At 70.7% G+C, this 22140-nt stretch carries 20 protein-coding genes and 1 riboswitch; of the genes, 5 read left to right on the top strand and 15 right to left on the bottom strand.

What is annotated here, in order from left to right; translation table 11 throughout:
- Positions 1-248 precede the first annotated feature (248 nt).
- Entirely contained in the window at positions 249-1790 is a 1542-nt protein-coding gene (locus ACFWM2_RS36450; protein WP_383289282.1) for an amino acid permease, read from the bottom strand.
- A 54-nt stretch (positions 1791-1844) separates the two neighbouring features.
- Positions 1845-2801, bottom strand: coding sequence for a hypothetical protein (locus ACFWM2_RS36455; RefSeq protein WP_383289285.1), 957 nt, complete (start codon positions 2799-2801; stop codon positions 1845-1847).
- A gap of 273 nt (positions 2802-3074) precedes the next feature.
- On the opposite strand from ACFWM2_RS36455, the gene ACFWM2_RS36460 reads away from it, so the two are divergent.
- Both ACFWM2_RS36460 and ACFWM2_RS36465 read left to right on the top strand, forming a co-directional pair.
- Complete coding sequence (locus ACFWM2_RS36460; protein WP_383289288.1) at positions 3075-3728, top strand: uridine kinase; 654 nt, start codon at positions 3075-3077, stop codon at positions 3726-3728.
- A gap of 435 nt (positions 3729-4163) precedes the next feature.
- Positions 4164-6026 carry an AAA family ATPase gene (locus ACFWM2_RS36465; RefSeq protein WP_383289291.1) on the top strand — a complete coding sequence of 621 codons (1863 nt, stop codon included), beginning with the start codon at positions 4164-4166 and terminating at the stop codon, positions 6024-6026.
- A gap of 234 nt (positions 6027-6260) precedes the next feature.
- On the opposite strand, the gene ACFWM2_RS36470 is transcribed toward ACFWM2_RS36465, so the two are convergent.
- From ACFWM2_RS36470 to ACFWM2_RS36515, 10 genes are all read right to left on the bottom strand, one after another.
- Positions 6261-7355 (bottom strand): hemolysin family protein, encoded by a 1095-nt coding sequence (locus ACFWM2_RS36470; protein WP_383289294.1) that lies wholly within the window; start codon positions 7353-7355, stop codon positions 6261-6263.
- Positions 7352-8692, bottom strand: coding sequence for a hemolysin family protein (locus ACFWM2_RS36475; RefSeq protein WP_383289297.1), 1341 nt, complete (start codon positions 8690-8692; stop codon positions 7352-7354). Before ACFWM2_RS36475 ends, ACFWM2_RS36470 begins: the two co-directional genes overlap by 4 nt.
- A gap of 235 nt (positions 8693-8927) precedes the next feature.
- On the bottom strand, positions 8928-9383 hold the full coding sequence (locus tag ACFWM2_RS36480) for a PH domain-containing protein (protein ID WP_383289300.1): 456 nt from the start codon (positions 9381-9383) through the stop codon (positions 8928-8930).
- A gap of 20 nt (positions 9384-9403) precedes the next feature.
- Entirely contained in the window at positions 9404-10261 is an 858-nt protein-coding gene (gene hisG / locus ACFWM2_RS36485) for an ATP phosphoribosyltransferase (RefSeq protein ID WP_383289303.1), read from the bottom strand.
- Between the two features lie 51 nt (positions 10262-10312).
- Positions 10313-10585 (bottom strand): phosphoribosyl-ATP diphosphatase, encoded by a 273-nt coding sequence (locus ACFWM2_RS36490; RefSeq protein WP_119106228.1) that lies wholly within the window; start codon positions 10583-10585, stop codon positions 10313-10315.
- Between the two features lie 34 nt (positions 10586-10619).
- Positions 10620-11105, bottom strand: a complete 486-nt coding sequence (gene ribH, locus ACFWM2_RS36495; protein WP_266697647.1) for a 6,7-dimethyl-8-ribityllumazine synthase — start codon at positions 11103-11105, stop codon at positions 10620-10622.
- 28 nt (positions 11106-11133) lie between these two features.
- Positions 11134-12432: a bifunctional 3,4-dihydroxy-2-butanone-4-phosphate synthase/GTP cyclohydrolase II gene (locus tag ACFWM2_RS36500; protein WP_383289306.1), complete on the bottom strand. Its 1299-nt coding sequence runs from the start codon at positions 12430-12432 to the stop codon at positions 11134-11136.
- On the bottom strand, positions 12429-13073 hold the full coding sequence (locus ACFWM2_RS36505; RefSeq protein WP_383289309.1) for a nicotinamide riboside transporter PnuC: 645 nt from the start codon (positions 13071-13073) through the stop codon (positions 12429-12431). The genes ACFWM2_RS36500 and ACFWM2_RS36505 overlap by 4 nt, the downstream gene beginning before the upstream one ends.
- Positions 13070-13705, bottom strand: coding sequence for a riboflavin synthase (locus ACFWM2_RS36510; protein WP_383289312.1), 636 nt, complete (start codon positions 13703-13705; stop codon positions 13070-13072). Before ACFWM2_RS36510 ends, ACFWM2_RS36505 begins: the two co-directional genes overlap by 4 nt.
- 150 nt (positions 13706-13855) lie before the next feature.
- Positions 13856-13986: riboswitch (FMN riboswitch) on the bottom strand.
- Positions 13987-14298: 312 nt separating this feature from the next.
- Positions 14299-15486 (bottom strand): ROK family transcriptional regulator, encoded by a 1188-nt coding sequence (locus ACFWM2_RS36515; protein WP_383289315.1) that lies wholly within the window; start codon positions 15484-15486, stop codon positions 14299-14301.
- A gap of 133 nt (positions 15487-15619) precedes the next feature.
- Here ACFWM2_RS36515 and ACFWM2_RS36520 point away from each other — a divergent pair, with 133 nt between their 5' ends.
- Positions 15620-16840, top strand: coding sequence for an MFS transporter (locus ACFWM2_RS36520; RefSeq protein ID WP_383289426.1), 1221 nt, complete (start codon positions 15620-15622; stop codon positions 16838-16840).
- Here the strand turns inward: ACFWM2_RS36520 and ACFWM2_RS36525 are convergent.
- Both ACFWM2_RS36525 and ACFWM2_RS36530 read right to left on the bottom strand, forming a co-directional pair.
- A complete protein-coding gene (locus ACFWM2_RS36525; protein ID WP_383289318.1) occupies positions 16800-17261 on the bottom strand; it encodes an acyl-CoA thioesterase in 462 nt (153 codons plus the stop codon). The two genes, ACFWM2_RS36520 and ACFWM2_RS36525, sit on opposite strands and share 41 nt — an antisense overlap.
- Positions 17262-17350: 89 nt before the next feature.
- Positions 17351-18616, bottom strand: coding sequence for an alginate lyase family protein (locus ACFWM2_RS36530; RefSeq protein WP_383289321.1), 1266 nt, complete (start codon positions 18614-18616; stop codon positions 17351-17353).
- Between the two features lie 182 nt (positions 18617-18798).
- Between ACFWM2_RS36530 and ACFWM2_RS36535 the strand changes: the two genes are divergently transcribed.
- Positions 18799-20208 carry a uracil-xanthine permease family protein gene (locus tag ACFWM2_RS36535; RefSeq protein WP_383289429.1) on the top strand — a complete coding sequence of 470 codons (1410 nt, stop codon included), beginning with the start codon at positions 18799-18801 and terminating at the stop codon, positions 20206-20208.
- Here the strand turns inward: ACFWM2_RS36535 and ACFWM2_RS36540 are convergent.
- Positions 20190-21293: a glycoside hydrolase family 6 protein gene (locus ACFWM2_RS36540; protein ID WP_383289432.1), complete on the bottom strand. Its 1104-nt coding sequence runs from the start codon at positions 21291-21293 to the stop codon at positions 20190-20192. The two genes, ACFWM2_RS36535 and ACFWM2_RS36540, sit on opposite strands and share 19 nt — an antisense overlap.
- Positions 21294-21465: 172 nt before the next feature.
- On the opposite strand from ACFWM2_RS36540, the gene ACFWM2_RS36545 reads away from it, so the two are divergent.
- Positions 21466-22140 (top strand): DUF5995 family protein, encoded by a 675-nt coding sequence (locus ACFWM2_RS36545; RefSeq protein ID WP_383289324.1) that lies wholly within the window; start codon positions 21466-21468, stop codon positions 22138-22140.

Genomic DNA, 22140 nt, shown 5'->3' on the forward strand with positions numbered 1-22140 from the left:
CAGTTGTCCGGAAGGGGCGGTTCAGAAGGACGACAGTGGCCCAACTATGGATGCCGGAAGCCGACTTCTGCCAGCACTTCGGCCGCCGCCGCGCCCACCAATATTGGTCGGGACCACTGGCATGACCTGGGCATCCGGAATCGGTGTGCATCGGGTCCGCCGCGGACAGCGGAGGTGCGCGTCCCGTCCACGACATGCCTCGGCCCCGGCGCGCGGCTGTGCCGTACGCCGGGGCCGGAGGCGGAGTCTCAGATAAGGTCCATCGCGGCGACCTCGTCGGGGCGGCCGTAGCTGACGGGGCCCTGGAAGCGCCGGCGCGCGGTGGCGAACCACCACACGGTGGCGATGACCAGCACCACGGCCAGGGCGATCGACGCGTAGTTGAACGTGTCGACGGTGATCGGCGAGGCCTGCGGCAGCATGAACAGCACGCTGCTGAGCAGGATCCAGGTCACGGCGAGGATGCCGATGGGCTTGCTCCAGCGGCCCAGGTGCCAGGGCCCGGGCTGGAACTCGTCGCCGAGCCGCAGCCGCAGGAAGATCGGCACGGCATAGGCGAGGAAGAGGCCGACCACGTTGACACTGACGATCGCCGTGAACGCGGTGTGGGACCACCAGCCGGGCAGCACCAGGGCGAGCGAGCAGCCGACCGCGAGCCAGACCGCCTTGACGGGCGTACGGGTGCGCGGGGAGACCGAGTGCCACCAGCGGGAGCCCGGCATCGCGCCGTCCCGGGAGAAGGCGAAGATCTGCCGGGTGTTGCTGGTCAGATTGGCCAGACCGCAGAAGAGCATGGCCCCGATCACGATCAGCAGGATCGCCTTTGCGGTGCCCATGCCAAGTCCGTCGATGAGAATCTGCACCGGCGGCGCCGAAGAGCCCGCCACGCGATCATAATCGTGAATGCTGTATACAAGGGCGAGCATGAGGATCAGACCGGTGATCGCCGAATAGCCGATCGCGCGGGTGATCCCCTTCGGCGCGTTGACCGTGGCCCGGACCGTTTCCTCGGACATGTGGAAGCTGCCGTCGAAGCCCGTGAACGTCCAACTGGTGACCAGCAGACCGAGCATGCCTCCGTAAAGCCCGTTCGTGAAACCGGTGTTGTTCGCGAAATGCGTGACGAACGACGCCGACTGATGATCGTCGGGCATCACGATCAGCGTGCTCACGATCACGACGAGCCCCACGATCAGCCACCACACGGAGATGCGGTTGAGGAGCGCGACGAGCTGCACCGTGTAGGTATTGGCCAATCCCTGGAGCGCGATGATCACCGCCGTGATCAGGACGGTCTGATGGGCGGTCGGCTCGTACGAGGTCCACTGCAGGGCGATGAAGGCCTGGATGAAGGTCGCGGCCGCGTAACCGGTGGCCGCCGTGCCGCCGACCTGGCCCACGAAATTCAGCCAGCCGGTGTACCAGGACCAGGCACCCTTGTGCCGCTTGGCCAGCTTTCCGGCGGAGAAATACAGCGCGCCACTCGTGGGATAGGCAGAGGCAACTTCTGCCATGGCGGCGCCGATGAACAGCACCATCACCGAGACACCGATCCAGCCGAAAACAAGAATGCGCGGACCGCCCGCGTTCATTCCGAAGCCGAAGGACGAGAAAATACCGGAGATGATGTTGATGATGGTGAATGAGATCGCGAAATTGTCGAACGCCTGGAATCGACGCGTGAGCTTTCGCGGATATCCCATCGCATGGAGTGTGGCGTCGTCGTCGAGCTCGACGGGAACCTCACCCCCGCGCTCTCTCGTACGCGGGGACGTTATCCGTTCTGACACAGCCGGACCTTTCTCGGGGGGTGGGATGGAGCGGTGGACGGAGAGGTGGGCGATTCAGGCGGCCCCGGGCACGGGCAGGCCGCAGGACCGCCGGGCCCGCGACAACTGCTCCTCGGGGGCGCCGAACACGCTCCAGGGCATGCGCGAGGCGTAGGGGCCCATGGCCATGAAGACCGCCCGCGCCTCGAACTCGCGCTGGGCCATGAACAGGGCATGCGCCAGATACGCGAGGTCGATCACGGGGGTGAACCGGTATCCCGTCACGTGGGGAAGCCAGTTCTGGTAGATCGCGAGCGCCGTGGAGCGCCACTGCGGCTGCTCCCAGACGCGGTCGGCCAGCAGCTGGGAGGGGTTGTAGCTCTCGACGAGGGCGACCAGCGGCAGCAGCCGCAGCGGGGACGAGGCCGGCGCCCGCTGACTGAGGAAGGCGGCGACGTCCCAGGCCGCGTTCACCGAACCGCCGTAGCGCGTGAAGAAGAACGCCAGGAAGCGGTGATGGCCCTCGCGGTGCCAGGGGTCGAGCCGCAGGATGTGCGAGAACAGCTGCCAGGGGCCCGGCGGCGCGGTGAGCAGGCCCTGGGGTGCGGCCTCCCGGATCTGGTGCAGCCGGGCCATGGCCAGCTTGGCCACCCAGGGCGTGGGGTCGTACGGCGCCATCGCCGAGGCCCGGTCGCAGGCGGCCAGCGCGATCCGCTCCAGCGCCTCGGCCCGGTCGTCCTTGCCGTCCGCCGCGCGCAGGGCCCGCAGTACGGCGACCCGGGCCCACACCAGCGCGGCCTCGGGGCCGGGCTCCTCCTCCAGCCAGCGCTCCGCCAGATCGGAGTCGGCGGCCTCGGAGGCCAGCACCAGGGAGCGGTGGGCCCGCAGTCCGAAGTCGTCGCGGGTCTCGGCCAGCGCCTCGTGTGCGCTCAGATAGCGGCCGGCCCGCACATCCACGCATACGCTCGCGAGCCTGCGGTCGTCTGCCGCCGGATGCCACACATACTGCCCTTCGAATAGCCCCGCGGCCATGTTCCCCTGTCCATCCCCGTGCGTCACCGCACGCCGTGCCCACGCCGTCCGCGTTGAATTTCGGTCAAGGGCTTTCCCGGCCCCACACGGACAGCAACGCAAAGACTACTCAGCATCAAGCAGAACCGGAACGCCGCTTCCGAAATACCTGCTTCCCGGGCCCCCGCTTATGACGGACCGGAATGCCACCAACTGACCAGCCGTTCAATTCGGCGCCACCCGCTTCCCCCGGATTCAACCGGTATCAACCGCTGTAGAATGTGCGAAACGAATATGCAGACATCTCCTCGCACTCCGGGAACCGCCATCCACGACCTCGCGTCCCGCCTGCACCGACTGCCGCCCTCCTGCGGCCCCGTGCGCCTGATCGGCGTCGACGGACACGCGGGCTCGGGAAAGACCACCTTCGCCGGGCACCTGGCGGCGGAACTCGGCGGTGCGCCGGTGCTGCACCTCGACGACATCGCCACCCACGAGGAACTCTTCGCGTGGACCGGCAGGCTGCTGCGCGAGGTGATCGAGCCGCTGCGCCGCGGAGAAACGGCGCGCTATTTCCCGTACGACTGGAACACCCGGCGCTTCGGGCCGGCCCGGACCCTCCCGCCGGCCCCCGTGATCCTGGTGGAAGGCGTCGGTGCGGGCCGCCGCGCGTTGCGGCCGTGGCTGGCGGGGCTGCTGTGGATGGAGTTGCCGCGCGACGAGGCCTGGACGCGTGGGCGCGGACGGGACGGTGCGGCGCAGGAGGAGTTCTGGAACGGATGGGTCTCGGCGGAGCGCGGTCATTTCGCCGAAGACCCGACACGGCCGTTCGCCGACGCATTGGTACGGCAGTTTCCTGAGGGGTACGAGGTACTGCCGGGGCCTTCTGAGACCTCAGGACCGGACCGCGCGCTCACCCAGGGTGACGGACCGTCCGCAGTGTGCTGAACTCGTGAAGGCCCCTGTCCGAGAAGTTGCCTCAGTGTCCCAACTCGGCTTGACCGAGGGGCCGTACAGGTCTTACGTTCTGAATGTGCGGCCCTTCGGAGCCGCCCAGAGACGCGAAGCCCCCGGTTGTTCCCCCGTGATCGGGGGCTTCGTTCTGTCCTGAGCACACATTCTGGACGCTTTGAGCCGTCGTCCGCTCACCCTGGGTAACCGATTCCGAGTGCGCCCCGTCTGCTCCCACCTCGTGGAACGGGGTGCACGGCACCCTACGGTCCGACCCTCCTCCGCAGGTACGATGCCTCTCGGTGCGACCTTCGGACGGCTGCTCTGCGCACCGGTACAACTCCCGTCCGCTGCACGGCGGTTCGACGAAGGCTGCCGACGGGCACCGGCCCGACGGCATACCCATCGGGGGCACGGTTTGTGGGGGACGTGATGGACTTCGGCACGCAGGGCCCCGAGGCCCCGGCCGACCTCGCCTGGCTGCGAGGTGTGGATGCCTACACGATGGGCGCCTATCCGCAGGCGGAGGAGGAGTTCCGAGCCGCGGTCCGCATGGATCCCGGGATGGCCGACGGCTGGCTCGGACTGCACGCGCTGCGCGTGGACACGACCACCGCGCTGCTGCGTATGTTCCGGCACCGGGACCGCTTCGGCGAACAGCGCACCCGGCATCGGCGCACGCTCAACTCGTGGTACTGGCTGGGCTGGTGGGTGCAGCCGGTGCTGGAAAGTCCACGCGATCTGCTGCTCGCACACGCCTCGCACTGGCTGGACGGGCGCCATGTCCCGGAACTGGACCGGGCGTTGGCAGGCCTGCCGCCGGTGGACACCGAACCGCAGGTGCGTTTCCTGCACGCCTGCCGTGCCTATCTGGTCAAGGACTGGGAGCAGTTGGTCCGGCACACGGATCCACTGATCGACGATCCCATGCTGGGCATCGAGGCCGGACTCTTCGGCGGCATGGCCCGGGTACGGCTGGAGATGTTCGGGCACGCCGAACCGCTGCTGTCGTCCGCGCTCATGCGCTGCCGCAGCGAGCAGCCGCAGCGCAAGGAGCTGCGCTACTGGCTGGCGCGGGCGCACGAGGGCACGGGACGGTCCGCGGCGGCCCTGCCGCTGTACCGGGCGGTGCACCGGGTGGATCCGGCATTCATGGACACCTCCGCCCGGCTGGCCGCGATCTCCGAGGGCGACGGGTACGACGAGGCCGCCGACCTCGCGGCGATCACCCTCGCCGGGGTCGGCCAGGACGTCATGGAGGGGCCGGACGGCGTGGACGCCCTCTTCGGCGGCGAGGGACGGGATCTGAGGCTCTCGAACCCCGAACTGCCGCCGCCCGGCGCGCTGCCGCCCGAGACGGACTCGGTACGGGAGAAGGCCGTGGTGCCGGTGCAACCGCCGCCGGCCGGCCCGACCGACCCCGCGCTCCTTGAGGAGGCGCTCTCGGAGCTGGAGGGGATGGTCGGGCTCGAACCCGTCAAGCGCCAGGTCAAAGCGCTGTCGGCGCAGTTGAACATGTCGCGGCTGCGGGCCGGACAGGGCCTGCCCGTGCAGCCGCCGAAACGCCATTTCGTCTTCTCCGGCCCCTCGGGCACCGGCAAGACGACCGTGGCCCGCATCCTGGGCCGGGTGTTCTACGCCCTCGGGCTGCTCGGCGGCGACCATCTGGTGGAGGCCCAGCGTGCCGACCTGGTGGGCGAGTATCTGGGCCAGACGGCGGTCAAGGCCAATGAGCTGATCGACTCCGCGATAGGCGGCGTCCTGTTCGTGGACGAGGCGTACTCGCTGTCCAACTCCGGCTACGGCAAGGGCGACGCGTACGGCGACGAAGCGCTTCAGGTGCTGCTGAAGCGGGCCGAGGACAATCGTGATCACCTGGTCGTGATCCTCGCGGGCTATCCGGAGGGCATGGACCGGCTGCTCGCCGCCAACCCGGGGCTCTCCTCCCGCTTCACGACCCGCGTCGACTTCCCGTCGTACCGACCGCTCGAACTGACCGCCATAGGCGAGGTGCTGGCCGCCGAGAACGGTGACGTCTGGGACGAGGAAGCGGTCGACGAGCTGCGCTCCATCAGTGGTCATGTCGTCGACCAGGGGTGGATCGACGAACTGGGCAACGGGCGTTTTCTGCGCACCCTGTACGAGAAGAGCTGCGCGTACCGGGATCTGCGGCTCACGGGATATCCCGGTACGCCGTCGCGGGACGATCTGGCGACGCTGCGGCTGCCCGATCTGATGCAGGCGTACGGGGAGGTGTTGTCGGGGCGGGGGCCGCGGGGCCCTTCGGGCGTGTGAACGTCGTCCGGTCTCCGGAACCGTTCGCCTCTGCCCCGTTCCGTACCTAGGGGCTCCGCCCCCGACCCCCGTATCGGCCTGACCGGCCTCGTCCTCAATCGCCGGGCGGCTGAAAAATCTCTCCCCGGCCGGAGTGAAGAGGTCCCCGGCCGGGCTTGAAGAGACACCCTGACGGGCTGAAAGATCTCCCCCGGCCGGAGTGAGGAGTGCTCAGCCCGGCCAGGGAAGGACTGCTCAGCTCGCCAGCGCCTCCTCGGGCTCGGAGGCCTCGCTGATGCGGGGCTCCGAGACCCTTGGGGGCTGGGTCGCGTCGCGATGGGCCGGGTCGCGGACCTCGCCGACCAGGAGCTCCAGGACGTCCTCCAGGGCGACCAGGCCGAGTACCTTGCCGGACGCGTCGGCGACCTGGGCGAGGTGGGTCGCGGCGCGGCGCATCACGGTCAGGGCGTCGTCCAGCGGGAGTTCGGCCCGCAGGGTGGTCATGTGGCGCCAGACCTGTTGCGGCACCGCCCGTTCGGACTCCTCCACGTCGAGTACGTCCTTGACGTGCAGATAGCCCATGAAGGCGCCGTTCTCCGCGACCACGGGGAAGCGGGAGTAGCCGGTGCGGGCGGTGAGGGCGACGACCTGGCCCGGGGTGACCGAGGCGCCGACCGTGACCAGGGAGGCGGAGTCGAGGAGCACGTCCGTGACCGGGCGGGAGCCCAGCTCCAGCGCGTCCTCCAGCCGCTCCTGTTCCGCCGGTTCCAGGAGGCCGGCCTGGCCGGAGTCCTCGACCAGCCGGTTGAGCTGCTCGCTGGTGAAGACCGCCTCGACCTCGTCCTTGGGCTCGACGCGGAAGAGCTTGAGGATCAGCCGCGCGCAGGCGCCCAGGCCGACCGTGACCGGCCGGCACAGACGCGCGAAGGCGACCAGGCCCGGGCTCAGCCAGAGGGCGGTCTTCTCGGGCGCCGCCATCGCCAGGTTCTTCGGCACCATCTCGCCGATGACGAGGTGCAGGAAGACCACGAAGGCCAGCGCGATCACGTATCCGAGGGGGTGGATCATGCCCTGCGGCAGCCGGACCGCTTCGAAGACCGGCTCCAGGAGGTGGGCGACGGTCGGTTCGGCGACCGCGCCGAGGGTCAACGAACAGACGGTGATGCCGAACTGGGCGGCCGCCATCATCTGCGGGAGCCGCTCCAGGCCGTACAGCACCTGCCTGGCACGGGCGGAGTCGAGCGGCTCGATCTGGCTGCGCCGCACGGAGACGAGGGCGAACTCGGCGCCGACGAAGAAGCCGTTGGCGAGGACGAGCAGGGCGGTGAAGAGGAGTTGGACGAGCGTCATCGGACCGCCTCCGCGGCAGCGGGAACGTCCGCGGTCCTGACCAGCCGGACGCGCTCGGCGCGGTAGTGCCCCACCTGGCGCACCGACAGTCGCCAGCCGGGCAGCTCCGCCTTGTCGCCGGGTGCCGGGATCCGGCCGAGCAGGTCGGCGACGAGTCCGGCCACGGTCTCGTACGGGCCCTCGGGCACGTCGAGGCCTATGCGCAGGAGGATGTCGACGCGGCAACTGCCGTCGGCGTCCCAGGCGGGCCGTCCGTCCTCGGGCGGCGCCGCCGCGAGCTCGGGCGGTTCGTTGAGTACGTCGTCGTGCTCGTCGCGGACCTCGCCGACGAGTTCCTCGACGATGTCCTCCAGGGTGACCACGCCCGCCGTACCGCCGTACTCGTCGACGACGACGGCGATCGGCTGCTGGCTGCGCAGCTGCTCCAGGAGCGGCTGGACGGGCAGGGTCTCCGGGACGAGCAGCGGAGCCTGGGCGATCCGGCCGACGGGGGTGCGCAGCCGGTCGTGCGAGGGCACCGCGAGGGCGTCCTTGAGGTGGACCATGCCGACGATTTCGTCGATCCGCTCCCGGTAGACGGGGAAGCGGGACAGCCCGGTGGCGCGGGTGAGGTTGACGACGTCCTCGGCGGTGGCCGTCGACTGCAGCGCGCTGACCTTCACCCGCGGGGTCATGACGTGCTGCGCGGTCAGCTCGCCGAGCGACAAGGTGCGTACGAAGAGGTCGGCGGTGTCCTGCTCCAGCGCGCCGGCCTGAGCCGAGTGCCGGGCCAGGGAGACGAGTTCGCCGGGGGTGCGGGCGGAGGCCAGCTCATCGGTGGGCTCGACGCCCAGGGCGCGGACCAGCCGGTTGGCAACCGTGTTCAGCGCGGCGATCACCGGGCGGAACAGCCGGGAGAAGACGTGCTGCGGGCCGGCGACGAAACGTGCGACCTGCAGCGGCCGCGACACCGCCCAGTTCTTGGGCACGAGCTCGCCGATGACCATCTGGACGGCCGAGGCGAGCAGCATGCCGACGACGACCGCGACACCGGAGACGGCGCCTTCGGGGACGCCGATCGCGGTGAAGGGGCCGTGCAGCAGCTCGGCGAGCGCCGGTTCGGCGAGCATGCCGACGACGAGCGAGGTGATGGTGATGCCGAGCTGGGTGCCGGAGAGCTGGAAGGACAGCTCCTTCAGCGAGTTCACGACCGTACGGGCCCGTCGGTCGCCGTCGGCCGCGGCCTTCTCGGCGTCGGGGCGCTCGACCGTGATGAGGCCGAACTCGGCCGCGACGAAGAAGCCGTTGGCGAGAATCAGCAGGAACGCCGCCCCGAGGAGCAGCAGAGGGATGGTCATGATGCCGCCGCCTCGATGGGTCGGGAGGGGGCGGCGCAGGTACTACAGGACGATCCGTCCATCGCTGGAGGGAGTCACTCCTCGGCTAGCAGGAGCCCCTGAGCACCGGGTGGCGCCACAGGGGCGGAGGCGCAACGAAAACGCCTCCGTCACCAGATTAATCAAGACACGGCCCTGTACGTCAGTGGAGAATCCCCTGAGACAGCCCTGAATGTCTGTGAGACCGCTCTCGGAGCTACCCCTGACGCTGCTCGGGGTCGTGGAACGAGCGGGACTCCGCGAGGGCGCGCAGCGTACGGGCGTCGTCGATCGCACGCTGCTTGGCAATGCCCGGCTGGATGCCCAGGGCGGCCAGGCTGGTGCCGTCGCTGAGGTTCAGGAACACCCAGGGGTCGCCCGGGCGCAGGTTGACCTGGAGGATCTCCGCCCAGTCCAGGTGCCGGCTGCTGGCGATGTTGACGACGGTGACCCCGGACTCGTCGGCGACGACCTTGGGCCGGGCGAGCAGCGCGAGCACGCCGAAGAGCAGCGCTCCGGTGAAGACGAAGCTGGCGCGCTCCCCCGGGCCGAGTTGCTCCAGAAGCATGGCGACCGTGGTGATCACCACGAAGATCGAGGCGCCCGCCACCAGCAGGACGGCCCGGGTGCGGGACGGCCGGAAAGTGACGGGAAGAACAGGGAGGTCCGACATGATCGCGTTCCGCTTCCCGGTCAGAGGCGGCAGGCGTGGATCGCCGTGGTCAGGATGGCCCGCGCGCCGAGGGCGTACAGGTCGTCCATGATCCGCTGGGCGTCCTTGGCGGGAACCATGGCGCGGACGGCGACCCAGCCCTCGTTGTGCAGGGGCGAGATGGTCGGCGACTCCAGGCCCGGAGTGAGCGCGACGGCCTGCTCCAGGTGTTCGGCGCGGCAGTCGTAGTCCATCATCACGTACGTCCGGGCGACCAGGACGCCCTGCAGACGGCGCAGGAACTGCTGCACCTTCGACTCGGCGCTGTCGTCGGGCTCGGCGTCGACCCGGCGGATGACGACCGCCTCGGACTTCATGATCGGGTCGCCGAAGACCTCGAGGCCCGCGTTGCGCAGCGAGGTGCCGGTCTCGACGACGTCCGCGATGACCTCGGCGACGCCGAGCTCGATGGCGGTCTCGACCGCGCCGTCGAGGTGCACGACGGAGGCGTCGATGCCCTGGTCGGCGAGGTGCTTGTCGACGATGCCCTCGTACGAGGTGGCCACGGTCATGCCGGCCAGGTCCTCGATGCTCTTGGCCGTGCCGGGCTTGGTGGCGAAGCGGAAGGTGGAGCGGGCGAAGCCGAGCGGGAGGATCTCCTCCGCGTTGGCCCCGGAGTCGATGAGCAGGTCGCGGCCCGTGATGCCGATGTCGAGCCGGCCGGAGGAGACGTAGATCGCGATGTCGCGGGGGCGGAGGTAGAAGAACTCGACCTCGTTGACCGGGTCGACGATGCGCAGCTCCTTGGACTCCCGGCGCTGCTGGTAGCCGGCCTCATGCAGCATCTCCGCCGCAGGGCCTGACAGGGAACCCTTGTTGGGGACGGCGATGCGCAGCATGAGGTCGGCTTCCTTCGTTCGTTCGTACGGTGCGGGAGGGGGAGGTACGGCTCAGAGGTGGGCGTAGACGTCGTCGAGGCTGATGCCGCGGGCGACCATCATCACCTGGACGTGGTAGAGCAGCTGCGAGATCTCCTCGGCAGCGGCTTCCTTGCCCTCGTACTCGGCGGCCATCCAGACCTCGGCGGCCTCTTCGACGACCTTCTTGCCGATGGCATGGACCCCCTTGCCTACCAGTTCCGCGGTGCGGGAGGTGGCGGGGTCGCCACTTGCGGCCTTGTGCTGGAGCTCGGTGAAGAGCTCCTCGAAAGTCTTCTTGGACATGATGCCGCCCACCCTACGCGTACGGGCCGGTGCCTCAGCGCCAGGGTTCGGATACTGAGCGCAGTGTGGCCGCGGTCGCCACGGCGGCGGTCACGGCCTCGTGCCCCTTGTCCTCCCTGGAGCCCTCGATGCCCGCGCGGTCGAGGGCCTGTTCCTCGGTGTCGCAGGTCAGCACGCCGAAGCCGATGGGGACGCCGGTGTCGATGGAGACCTGGGTGAGTCCCTGGGTCACGCCCTGGCACACGTACTCGAAGTGCGGGGTCCCGCCGCGGATCACGACGCCGAGCGCGACGATCGCGTCGTAGCCGCGGCCCGCGAGGACCTTCGCGACGACCGGGAGCTCGAAGCTGCCGGGAACCCGCAGCAGGGTCGGCTCGTCGATCCCCAGCTCGTGCAGGGCGCGCAGCGCGCCGTCGACGAGGCCGTCCATCACCTTTTCGTGCCACTGTGCCGCGATGACCGCGACGCGCAGGTCGCCGCAGTTGCGTACGGACAGTTCAGGTGCACCCTTGCCGCTCACGTCTCTCCTCAGTGCTTGCTTCGTGCTCTTACTGGTTGCCGCAGGTGGACACGGGGGGCGTGTCCAGCCAGGGCAGGTCGTGCCCCATCCGGTCCCGCTTGGTGCGCAGGTAGCGGAGGTTGTGCTCGCCCGCCTGTACGGGCATCGGCTCCCGGCGGGTGACCTTGAGCCCGTGCCGGACCAGGGCGTCGGTCTTCTCGGGGTTGTTGGTCATCAGACGCAGGCTGTGGACGCCGAGATCCTCCAGGATCTGGGCGCCGGCCGCGTAGTCCCGGGCGTCGGCGGGCAGGCCCAGCTCCAGGTTGGCGTCGAGGGTGTCGCGGCCACGCTCCTGGAGCTCGTACGCGCGCAGCTTGGAGAGCAGGCCGATGCCGCGCCCCTCGTGGCCGCGCAGATAGACCACGACTCCGCGGCCCTCGGCCTTGATGCTGCGCAGGGACGTCTCCAGCTGCGGGCCGCAGTCGCAGCGCAGCGAGTGGAAGACGTCGCCGGTGAGGCACTCAGAGTGGATGCGGACGAGGACGTCCTCGCCGTCGCCGATCTCGCCGTGCACCAGGGCGACGTGCTCGACGCCGTCGACGGTGGAGCGGTAGCCGAAGGCGGTGAACTCACCGAAGGCCGTGGGCAGTTGCACCTCGGCCTCGCGGCGCACGGTGGGCTCGGCGGTCCGGCGGTAGGTGATCAGGTCCTCGATGGAGATGATCGTCAGACCGTGCTTGCGGGCGAACGGGATCAGTTCGGGCAGCCGCAGCATGTGGCCGTCCTCGCCGGCGATCTCGACGATCGCTCCCGCGGGCCGCAGACCGGCGAGCCGGGCGAGGTCGACGGCGGCCTCGGTGTGGCCGTTGCGGACCAGGACGCCGCCGGGCCTGGCGCGCAGCGGGAAGACGTGTCCGGGGCGTACGAAGTCGCCGGCTGCGGCCCGGCCGTCGGCGAGCAGCTGGAGGGTGGTGGCGCGGTCGGCGGCGGAGATGCCGGTGGTCACGCCGTGCGCCCCGCTCGCGTCGACGGAGACCGTGAAGGCCGTCTTCATCGACTCGGTGTTGTGGTCGACCATCTGCGGGAGCTGGAGGCGGTCCAGTTCGTCGCCCTCCATGGGCGCGCAGATCAGTCCGCGGCACTCGCTCATCATGAAGGCGACGATCTCGGGGGTCGCCTTCTCGGCGGCGATGACGAGGTCGCCCTCGTTCTCCCGGTCCTCGTCGTCGACGACCACGACCGGGCGGCCGGCCGCGATGTCGGCGATGGCCTGCTCGACCGGGTCGAGCGCGAAGTCCGAAGCGTCTTCGTCGTGGCCCGTGCTGTACCAAACCGGCGCCGTAGTCATGCCGGGACTCCTTCCAGAGCGGGCTGCGAGCTCCGACGGGAGCGCAGCCACCAGTCGCGCATGCCCCACAGGACGAGCGCGCCGTAGAGGACGTAGACGAAACCGGAGAAGGCGAAGCCGTTGGCGAAGTTGAGCGGGACGCCCACCAGGTCGACCAGCAGCCAGGCGAACCAGAACTCGACCATGCCGCGGGCCTGGGCGTACATGGCGACGATCGTGCCGACGAAGATGTACGCGTCCGGCCACGGGTCCCAGGAGAGGGTCGGGTAGGCGGTGAACAGGCCGCCGACCGCGAGGGTGCCGACCGCGGCGCCGCCGGCCAGCCAGGCCCGTTCGCGCCAGGTGGCGAACCGTACGGCGATGGAGCCGTCCTGCGCCTGCCCCTTGCCGCGGTTCCACTGCCACCAGCCCCACAGGGCGACGACGATGACCACGAGCTGCTTGCCGGCGCTGCCGGACAGATGGGCCGTGGCGAACGCGGCCAGCAGGATGACGCCGGACAGGAACTGGGCGGGCCAGGTCCATATGGAGCGGCGCCAGCCGAGCGCGAGGGCGATCAGACCGATCGTGTTGCCGATCATGTCGGACCACCTGATGTGCTGGCCGAAGAGCGTGAAGGCCTCGGAGTTGAGCCAGTTCACTGTGCCGCCCCCTGGCTGCCGGGCAGCTCGGCCGGCTGCTCCGCCCGTGCGCCGAGCAGCCGCTCGACGTACTTGGCGATGACGTCGACCTCCAGGTTGACCGGGTCGCCGGGCTGCTTGAGGCCGAGCGTGGTCAGCGCGAGGGTGGTCGGGATGAGACTGACGGTGAAGAAGTCGGGGCCCGCGTCGACCACGGTCAGGCTGATGCCGTCGACCGTGATGGAGCCCTTCTCGACCACATAGCGGGCCAGGTCCGCGGGCAGGGAGATCTTCACGATCTCCCAGTTCTCGGACGGCTTGCGCTCGATGACCGCGCCCGTGCCGTCGACGTGGCCCTGGACGATGTGCCCGCCGAGGCGCGCGCCCACCGCGGTGGGGCGCTCCAGGTTGACGCGGGAGCCGACGGACAGGACACCGAGGCTGGAGCGGTTCAGGGTCTCCGCCATGACGTCGGCGGTGAACTCGTCGCCCTCGTGGTCCACGACCGTCAGACAGACGCCGTTGACCGCGATGGAGTCGCCGTGCTGCGCGCCTTGGGTGACGACGGGTCCGCGGAGCCTGAAGCGGGAGGCGTCGCCGAGGTTCTCGACGGCGGTGATCTCGCCCAGCTCTTCGACGATTCCGGTGAACACTTCCCGGGTCCTCCTGCCACATAGGGGCACGGACTCCGGGGCCTGTCGATGACGACAGAATCAACGGGCAACGACATCAGGGGCGACGCCGGACGGAAGTCTGTCCACAAGGAACAGACCTACTACGGCGGCGTGCATGATGCCCGCCCGCCGCGCACTGCCTCCCATCCGGACTTTCACCGTCGGTCCAGGAATTTCACCTGGTCAACCGGCCACTGGATGCGGCCGGGTCGCGGACTGTAACCGCCGGTTCGGAATTACACCGACCCCGGAGTGCGCTGCTTCTGGTACAGGGCCAGTGTGCCACGCCCTGTCGAGGCCCATGCGGGTGAATGTCTGTGGGCTGGCTCACAGGGCGCCCCGATGGACTTCTGCGCCACCGTGCGGGATCCAACTTCCGTACTGCACCTTGGGCTTGCTATTGGTCCATACCTATTGACCTGTATGGTCTAGTCCTCTTAGGGTCTGCGATCACTACTCGATGAGCTCACCCCCACGACCGGCCCGGCGGCGGTGACGGAGGCCCTTGCCCCGCCGCCGGGCCTTCACCAGCCGCGGCCCCGCCCGCCCCACGGCGAAACAAGCCGGAGGCGCTACCGCGCTCGCGGGGCGAACAGATCGTCCTGGGCGCCGTCGCGAGCGGTCAGCAGCGCGCCGCGCAGCACCGCGCCACCGCCGAGCTCGCTCGCCCTGACCTCGGTCGGCAGCGGCGACATCCGGACCAGCCGCCGTTCGACGCGCGCCGCGAGCGCGTCCCCGCCCGCCCGTCCGATCTCGCCGCCGAGGACCACACAGCCGGGATCCAGTACGGCGATGACGGACGCGGCGCCGATGGCGAGCCGGTCCGCGAGCGCGTCGAGGAACCGGGCCGCGCCCGGGGCGCCGGGGGCCGCCACGGCCGCCCGGACCAGCGCCGCCGCCTGCGGCTCGTACGGGTCCGCCTGGGCCCGGATGCCGTACTCCGCGGCGAGTGACGCGATCGCGGCGGCGCCGGCCAGGGAGTGGAAACCGCCCTCGCAGTCCGTTGCCGAGGGAAGGGTCGCGGTGCCCGGGACCGGGAGGAAGCCGATCTCGCCGGTGCCGCCGGAGGCGCCGCGGCGCAGGGCTCCGTCGAGGACGACGGCGGCGCCGGTGCCGTGGCCGAGCCAGAGCAGAACGAAGGTGTCGCGGTCGCGGGCGGCGCCGTCGCGCTGTTCGGCGAGGGCGGCGAGGTTCGTCTCGTTCTCCACCAGGACGCGGGCCGGCAGGCGCTCCTGGAGGGCCGCGACCAGGCGCCGGTGCCACTCGGGGAGTCCGGTGGAGTCGCGCAGTTCGCCGGTCGCCGGGTCGATGAGGCCGGGTGCTCCTACGCCGACCGTGTGCAGCCGCTCCGCCCCCGCTTCCTTGGCGACGCGCTCGACCAGCGCGACCGCCTGCTCGACGGCCGGTCCCGTGCCCGCGTCGTCGGCGATCGGCACCGAGGCCCGGGCCAGTTCGACGCCGAGGAGGTCGGACACCACGACGGTGACGCCCTCGGTGCGTACATCGAGCGCCGCCAGCTGCGCCCGGTCGGCGACGATCCCGTACAACCGCGCGTTCGGGCCGCGCCGTTGCTCCCCCGACTCACCCACGACCGCGATCAGGCCGGCGGCCGTCAGACGTTCGACGAGGTCGGCGACCGAGGGCCGGGACAGGCCGGTGAGCTGCTTGAGCCGACCTGCCGTCAGGGGGCCCTCCTGCTGGAGCAGACGCAGGGCGAGCCGGTCGTTGATGGCCCGGGCGGTGCTCGGGGATGCAGGCATGCCGGGATCCTTCCAGATCGGTGCCGCCGGGGTCCGGCCGCCGGAGGCCTTGAAATCCACTATTTATCAGGCAGGGTTCCTGATAGTTTACGTCGGCAGTGCGGCGAAGACGGACGGGAGGGATGACGGCACCATGGGTGAAGTGGTCGAAGTGGTCTGCGGCAGGCGCGAGTTGAAGCGAGCGCGGTACGCAGTGGCCGCGGTGTTCGCGGTGCACGGCGCCGTCACCGGCTCGTTCGCGACCCGCGTGCCGTGGATCCAGGACCACGCCTCGATCGGGGCGGGCCAGCTCGGCATCGCGCTCGCCTTCCCGGCGATCGGCGCGTCCGTGGCGATGCCGCTCGCCGGCCGGATCACCCACACCTTCGGCGCACGGACGGCACTGCGCGGCCTGCTCGCGCTGTGGACCCTCTCCCTGATCCTGCCGTCCCTCGCGCCGAACCTGTACACGCTGTGCCTGGCCCTGTTCACCTACGGCGCCACGGCGGGCATGTCGGACGTGGCGATGAACGCGCTGGGCGTCGAGGTCGAGAACCGGCTCGACAAGTCGATCATGTCCGGGCTGCACGGCATGTGGAGCGCGGGCGCCCTGATCGGCTCGGCGGCCGGCACGCTCGCCGCCCACCTGGGTGCGGACGCCCGTCTGCACCACGCGCTGGCGGCCGCGGTGCTGACCGTGCTCGGCCTGGTCGCGTGCCAGTGGGTGCTCGACCTGAAGCCCGCGGAGGACGAGGAGCCGCCGCCGCGGTTCGCGCGGCCGCCGAAGTCCGCGCTGCTCATCGGCGCGGTCGGGTTCTGCGCGGTGTTCGCGGAGGGCGCGAGCCTGGACTGGTCAGCCGTCTATCTGCGCGACCGGCTGGACGCGTCGGCCGGTCTCGCCGCGGCATGCACGACCGGCTTCACGCTCACCATGGCGATCGCACGGTTCGCGGGCGACCGGGTGGTGGACCGCTTCGGCGCCGTCCGCACCGTACGCGTCGGGGGCGTTCTCGCCACGCTCGGCGGTCTGCTCGTGGTGTTCGCCGGGAATCCGGTGACGGCGATGGCGGGGTTCGCCCTGATGGGACTGGGCATCGCGGTCGTCGTACCGCTGGCGTTCGCCGCGGCGGGGCGCAGCGGTCCGAACCCGAGCCAGGCCATCGCCGGCGTCGCCACCATCACGTACACCTCGGGTCTGGTGGCGCCGGGCGCGATCGGCACGCTGGCCCAGGCGACGAGCCTGATGGTGTCGTTCGGGCTGGTCACGGTCCTGGCGGGCGGTCTCGCCGTCTTCGCGGGGGTGCTGCGCGCGGGCGACCGCAACCGCCCGAAGGTCAGTCCGACGCCCGCGTCAGTTCCCGGCCCACGGCCCTGAACGGCTCGCTCCACGGGGTGGGGCGCAGTGTCCCGGGGTCGAGCCGGACGAGCACCCGGGTGCCGTGCGCGAAGGTCACGGCGCCGTCCGCCGAGCAGAAGCGGAAGCCGTACGTCAGTCCGGTGTTCCCGAGCCGCTCCAGCCAGAGGTGGACGGCGTACGTACCCGGCCGGTTCACCGGCGTCTCGTAGCTGATCCGCAGCTCCTTGACCGCGTTGCAGAAGTCGCCCGCGGCCTCCCAGTCGCCGTCGAAGCCGAAGCCGCGCTCGCGCCACAACGCGGTCCAGGCACGCTCCACCAGCACGGGGTAACGGGCGTTGTGGAGCAGGCCGAGCGCGTCCAGGTCGTCGAAGTGGACGGTGACGGGGACGAGCCGGCCGTAGGCGAGAGCGGGGGCTGCGGGTGGTGCTTCGGCGGTCACGGGCGGGGCTCCTGAGGGTGCCGGACGGGACGGTGGGGTCACCCCATCCTAAGCAGCCGCTCAGGAGCCCCTGTCGGGGAGGACGCAGGTCAGCCCGCGATCGAGTCGAGCTGCTCGGCGGCCGGCCGCAGCGCCCACAGATCGCCGCCGGGCGGCGTCTGGAGCTTGGGCACCGCGGCCCTGGCGGCCCGGTCCCCGGCGTCGGCGGCCGCGTGCACCACGTCACTGGCGGCGAACCGGTAGAACTCCAGCTCCGGATACGGCCACGGCTGGGCCCCCGTCGCGGCGGGCAGCAGATAGTCGACCGCCTTGAACAGGCCCTGCCCGTCCGGCCCCCGGTACGACCAGAGGTTCACGCCGACGTGCCGGCCGATGTCCGCGAGCCGGGTGTACGCGACCAGGTCGAAGGTGGAGTAGTGCCAGCTGCGGGTGCGGGCGAGTTCCTGCGGCTGACTGCCGTCCGCGGCGATCTGTGGGGTGATGCGCTTGGCCCGCGCGTCGAGGACGGTCCGCCGCGCCAGGTCGCGGTCGCCGGTCGCGTACGCCAGGCCGGCGAGCAGCAGGTCGTAGAAGGTGCCGTGGTTGTTCTGGGCGGCGCCCTCCTCCTTGCCGAAGGAGCTGTCCTTGAGCCAGTCCCGGAAGTCGCTGTTCCAGTCGAGCATCGCCGTGCGGTCGCCCTTCGACCAGCCGGGAGCACCGGTGTTCAGGATCGCGATGGCGTCCAGGACGCTGGTGTAGGACTGCGAGAAGTCGATGATGCCGATGGCCCGGCCGTCGTACTTGCAGGGGATGAACTGCCCGTGGTCCAGGTTGGGGTTCATCCGGGTGCCGGGGGCGAGGAACCAGGTGCGCAGGACGGTGGCGGCCTTCTCGGCGTACTGCTTCTTGCCCGTGTAGTACCAGGCCAGCGAGAGGTCGTAGGTGGAGTCGAACACCTTCTCCACGTCCTGGCGGTCGGTGCCGGTGTCGACCTCGGGATTGCGCTGGCCGTCGCGCTGGACATAGGGGCAACCCCAGGGATTGTCCGCGGTCTTCGGCTGCGAGGGCCACCAGTAGGGGGCCTGGCTGAGGTAGTCGTGGACGTCGCCGCCGGGAGCCGGCTTCGGCTTGTCGACGACCGTCCAGGGGCCCTGCTGCAGCCAGTTGTCGGCACGGGCCGTCAAGCTCTTCAGGGTGCGGGCGAGTTGGGGATCCCCGCGGTCCAGGCGGTGTTTCGTCTGTTGCAGGCGCGCGCCGTCCAGGACGGCGGTGTCGGGGGCCTTGGGCGCCGCGTGCGCCGCGGCGACGGGGACCACCGCGCCCGCGAGCGTGGCCACCGCGGCCAGGAGAACGCCCAGACGGGATCTCGCTCTCATCCAGCACTCCCATCAGATATGTGAACAGAGTTCATGAGTAGGACCGTGCGAGCGTAGGGCTGCCAGCTACCCGTGACAATGCCTCCGACAGGGATTCACGGATGCGTCGCATTAGCATGACGGTGATCTTCGAGCGCCAGGAAGTCGTCGATCTTCAGGCACTAGGAAAGCGACACCACACCATGGACCTCGGCGTGCGCTGGAAGCTGCACGGTGACGGGCGCACGCCCGCGCCCGGAGCGGTTGTCCGCCCCGACGAACGGCTGTCCTGGCCCCGCACGGCCGGGCTCGGCGCCCAGCACGTGGTCGCCATGTTCGGCGCGTCCTTCGTCGCCCCGGTCCTGATGGGCCTGGACCCCAACCTCGCGATCATGATGTCCGGCGTCGCGACGGTCATCTTCCTGCTCGCGACCCGCGGCCGGGTCCCCAGCTACCTCGGCTGCTCGCTCTCCTTCGTGGGCGTCGCCGCGGTGATCCGCGCCCAGGGCGGCACCAGCGCGACCGTGACGGGCGCGGTCTTCGTGGTCGCCGTCGTGCTGTTCCTGGTGGGGCTGGCCGTGCAGCGGTTCGGCGCGCGGATCATCCACGCGGCCATGCCGCCGATCGTGACCGGCGCGGTCGTCATGCTGATCGGCTTCAACCTGGCGCCGGTGACCGCGTCCACCTACTGGCCGCAGGACCAGTGGACGGCGCTGCTCGTCATGTCGTTCACCGGTTTGGCCGTGGTGTGTCTGCGCGGTTTCTGGTCACGGATCGCGATCTTCCTCGGCCTGGTCTTCGGATACGGCATCTCCTGGGCCTTCGACCGGCTGTTCGGCCGGATCCACTCGACCGACGCGAGCGGCAAACTCACCGACCACTGGCGGCTGGACCTCTCCGGCGTCGGCAGGGCGGACTGGGTCGGGCTGCCGTCGTTCCACGGCCCGGGCTTCCAGTGGTCGGCGATCCTGGTCGCCCTGCCGGTCGTCATCGCGCTGGTGGCGGAGAACGCGGGCCATGTGAAGGCGGTCGGCGAGATGACCGGCGACTCGCTCGACGACAAGCTCGGCACCGCCATCTCCGCGGACGGCGTCGCGTCGATGCTCTCCACGGCGGTCGGCGGCCCGCCCAACACCACGTACTCCGAGAACATCGGCGTCATGGCCGCTACCCGCGTCTATTCCACCGCCGCGTACTGGGCCGCCGCCGGCTTCGCGCTGCTGTTCGGCCTGTGCCCCAAGTTCGGCGCGATCGTGGCCGCGATCCCCGGCGGCGTCCTCGGCGGCATCACCGTCATCCTGTACGGCATGATCGGCCTGCTCGGCGCCCAGATCTGGCTCAACGCCCGGGTGGACCTGCGCAATCCGCTGAATCTGGTGCCGGCCGCCGCGGGCATCATCATCGGCGTCGGCAACGTCACCATGAAGTTCACGGACACCTTCTCGCTGAGCGGCATCGCGCTCGGCACGCTCGTCGTGATCATCGGCTATCACGCACTGCGGGCCATGGCCCCGCCCCACCTCAAGTCACAGGAGCCACTGCTCGACTCGGGGACGTCGACGTACGACGAGGGCGGCGCCGGCGAAGGCTCAGGTCAGCGCGCCAGCTCGTAGGCGTAGTCGGCCGAGAAGGTCCCCGGCGTGCCCTTGCACCCGTCGGACTCGCCCGGCAGCTTCACCCACAGGTAGGCGTCGATCCGCGCCTCGCCGGTCACCGGCGTCGGCGCCTGCCCGATCCTCCGGCCGTCCGGATCGCACCACTCGCCGTCGGCCGGGGCGCCGTTGCCGTTCCGGCTGGTGTCGATGACGGCACCCAGGCTCGCGGGGCCGCCGAGAGCGGACAGCACGTGCCGGGCGTACGCGATCTCCGCGCTCGTACGGTGGAAGTTGGACACGTTGGTGAAGATTCCGTCGGAGGAGGCGGCCGAGCCGGCGCCGGCGCGGGCGAGCAGCGAAGCCTGCGCGGCGGCCGTGTTCCAGTCCGAGTGGCCGGCGTCGTAGTAGACCCTGGCCCGCGGGTTCGCCGCCTTGAGGACGCGGCCCGCGCGGGCCAGCGAGGCGAAGCGGTCCGCCTGCCGGGCCCCGGACAGACACGCGGACTGGGCGATCGAGTCGGGCTCCAGGATCACGATGACCTCGCCGGAGCCGAGGCCCGCCGCGAACGCGTCGATCCAGCCGTCGTACGCGGCGAGGTCCGGCGCCCCGCCCTCCGAGGCGCCCCCGCAGTCGCGCAGCGGGATGCTGTACGGCACGACGACCGGCACCCTGCCCGCGGCCGCCGCGCCGCTCGTCACCGCCCTGACCCGTGCGGTGACGGTCGACGGTGAGAAGTCCGCGAACCAGACCGCGGCCGGGCGGTCGGCTATCCGGGAGGCGATGACCGCCCGCCGGGGGTCGTCCGGGTGGGCCCGCACCCAGTCGAGCACCTGCGAATCGGGGTGGCGGTAGAGGGGGGCGGCCACGGCGGTCCCCGGCTTCTTCTCGGCGGACTTCGGGCTCGGCCGGGCCGAGGACTTCGACGGGGACGGCGAGGCCGAGGCGGCCCGGGGCGACGGGGTCGGGACGGCGGGCAGTGGCTGAAGGCTCGGCGAGCTGGTCACCCTGGGCCCGGCCTCGTCGGAGGGACGCCCGTCGTCGAGCGCGGACATCATGCCCGTCACCGTGCCGACCGCCACCACGGCCGAGGCCGCGACGGCCATCGCGCCATGTCGGGCGGCCCGCCCGCGCTCGGCCTTGCGGGCGGCCAGGCGCTGGGCGCGCGAACCTGGCACGGCAGTTCCCCCACTCCCCCGGCGAGCACCGTTCCCCCGTTCTGGGGAAGCCTCCGGCCCGGCGGCACTGCGGCCAGCCTAGGACTGGGACGCTGCCCCCATGGCGCAGTTGGAACAGTTCACCACCCCCGTAGACACGGTCGTCCTCCGGATGCGCGCCCTTGACGCGGACCTCCCCGAGCGGGACGGGATCGCCGTCTTCAACCGTGTCTACCTCGCCGTCACGGAGGAGGTCGCGCGGCGGCTGGACGCGGGCCACTTCGCCGACCCCGAGGCCGCGGTCACGCTGGACGTACGGTTCGCGCAGCGCTATCTGCGCGTGGCCGAGCAGGGGTGTCCGCCTGCCTGCTGGCGACCGTTGTTCCAGTTCCGCCGGCACCCCGGTGTACGGCCGCTGCAGTTCGCGCTCGCGGGCATCAACGCGCACATCGGCCACGATCTCGCGCTCGCCGTCGTGGACGCCTGTCGTACGCTCGGCTGCGAACCGGCCGATCTGGAGGACGAGTTCGACCGCGTGGGCGACCTCCTCGTCTCACTGGAGGAGCGCATCCGCGAAGATCTGATGCCGGGTCCCGATCTGCTCCAGATCGCCGATCCGCTCACCCATCTGCTCGGCTCGTGGAGCCTGGAGCGGGCACGCGACGCCACCTGGTCGGCCGCCCGGGCGCTGTGGGCGCTGCGCGGACTCCCGGATCTCGCCGAGGAGTTCGGCCACCGTCTCGACGCCGCGGTGGGACTCGCGGGCCGGATGCTGCTCACCCCGCTGCCGGACTGA

It is taken from the genome of Streptomyces sp. NPDC058371 (assembly GCF_042723265.1).
Taxonomy (GTDB): domain Bacteria; phylum Actinomycetota; class Actinomycetes; order Streptomycetales; family Streptomycetaceae; genus Streptomyces.

Excerpts from the sequence above, each read along its gene's own strand:
- ACFWM2_RS36480 (WP_383289300.1), bottom strand. The coding sequence starts at position 9,383 with ATGTCGGACCTCCCTGTTCTTCCCGTCACTTTCCGGCCGTCCCGCACC.
- ACFWM2_RS36475 (WP_383289297.1), bottom strand. The coding sequence starts at position 8,692 with ATGACCATCCCTCTGCTGCTCCTCGGGGCGGCGTTCCTGCTGATTCTC.
- ACFWM2_RS36460 (WP_383289288.1), top strand. The coding sequence starts at position 3,075 with ATGCAGACATCTCCTCGCACTCCGGGAACCGCCATCCACGACCTCGCG.
- ACFWM2_RS36490 (WP_119106228.1), bottom strand. The coding sequence starts at position 10,585 with ATGTCCAAGAAGACTTTCGAGGAGCTCTTCACCGAGCTCCAGCACAAG.
- ACFWM2_RS36455 (WP_383289285.1), bottom strand. The coding sequence starts at position 2,801 with ATGGCCGCGGGGCTATTCGAAGGGCAGTATGTGTGGCATCCGGCGGCA.
- ACFWM2_RS36540 (WP_383289432.1), bottom strand. The coding sequence starts at position 21,293 with ATGGCCGTCGCGGCCTCGGCCGTGGTGGCGGTCGGCACGGTGACGGGC.
- ACFWM2_RS36515 (WP_383289315.1), bottom strand. The coding sequence starts at position 15,486 with ATGCCTGCATCCCCGAGCACCGCCCGGGCCATCAACGACCGGCTCGCC.
- ACFWM2_RS36535 (WP_383289429.1), top strand. The coding sequence starts at position 18,799 with ATGGACCTCGGCGTGCGCTGGAAGCTGCACGGTGACGGGCGCACGCCC.
- ACFWM2_RS36465 (WP_383289291.1), top strand. The coding sequence starts at position 4,164 with ATGGACTTCGGCACGCAGGGCCCCGAGGCCCCGGCCGACCTCGCCTGG.
- ACFWM2_RS36520 (WP_383289426.1), top strand. The coding sequence starts at position 15,620 with ATGGGTGAAGTGGTCGAAGTGGTCTGCGGCAGGCGCGAGTTGAAGCGA.
- ACFWM2_RS36500 (WP_383289306.1), bottom strand. The coding sequence starts at position 12,432 with ATGACTACGGCGCCGGTTTGGTACAGCACGGGCCACGACGAAGACGCT.
- ACFWM2_RS36545 (WP_383289324.1), top strand. The coding sequence starts at position 21,466 with ATGGCGCAGTTGGAACAGTTCACCACCCCCGTAGACACGGTCGTCCTC.
- ACFWM2_RS36470 (WP_383289294.1), bottom strand. The coding sequence starts at position 7,355 with ATGACGCTCGTCCAACTCCTCTTCACCGCCCTGCTCGTCCTCGCCAAC.
- hisG (WP_383289303.1), bottom strand. The coding sequence starts at position 10,261 with ATGCTGCGCATCGCCGTCCCCAACAAGGGTTCCCTGTCAGGCCCTGCG.
- ACFWM2_RS36530 (WP_383289321.1), bottom strand. The coding sequence starts at position 18,616 with ATGAGAGCGAGATCCCGTCTGGGCGTTCTCCTGGCCGCGGTGGCCACG.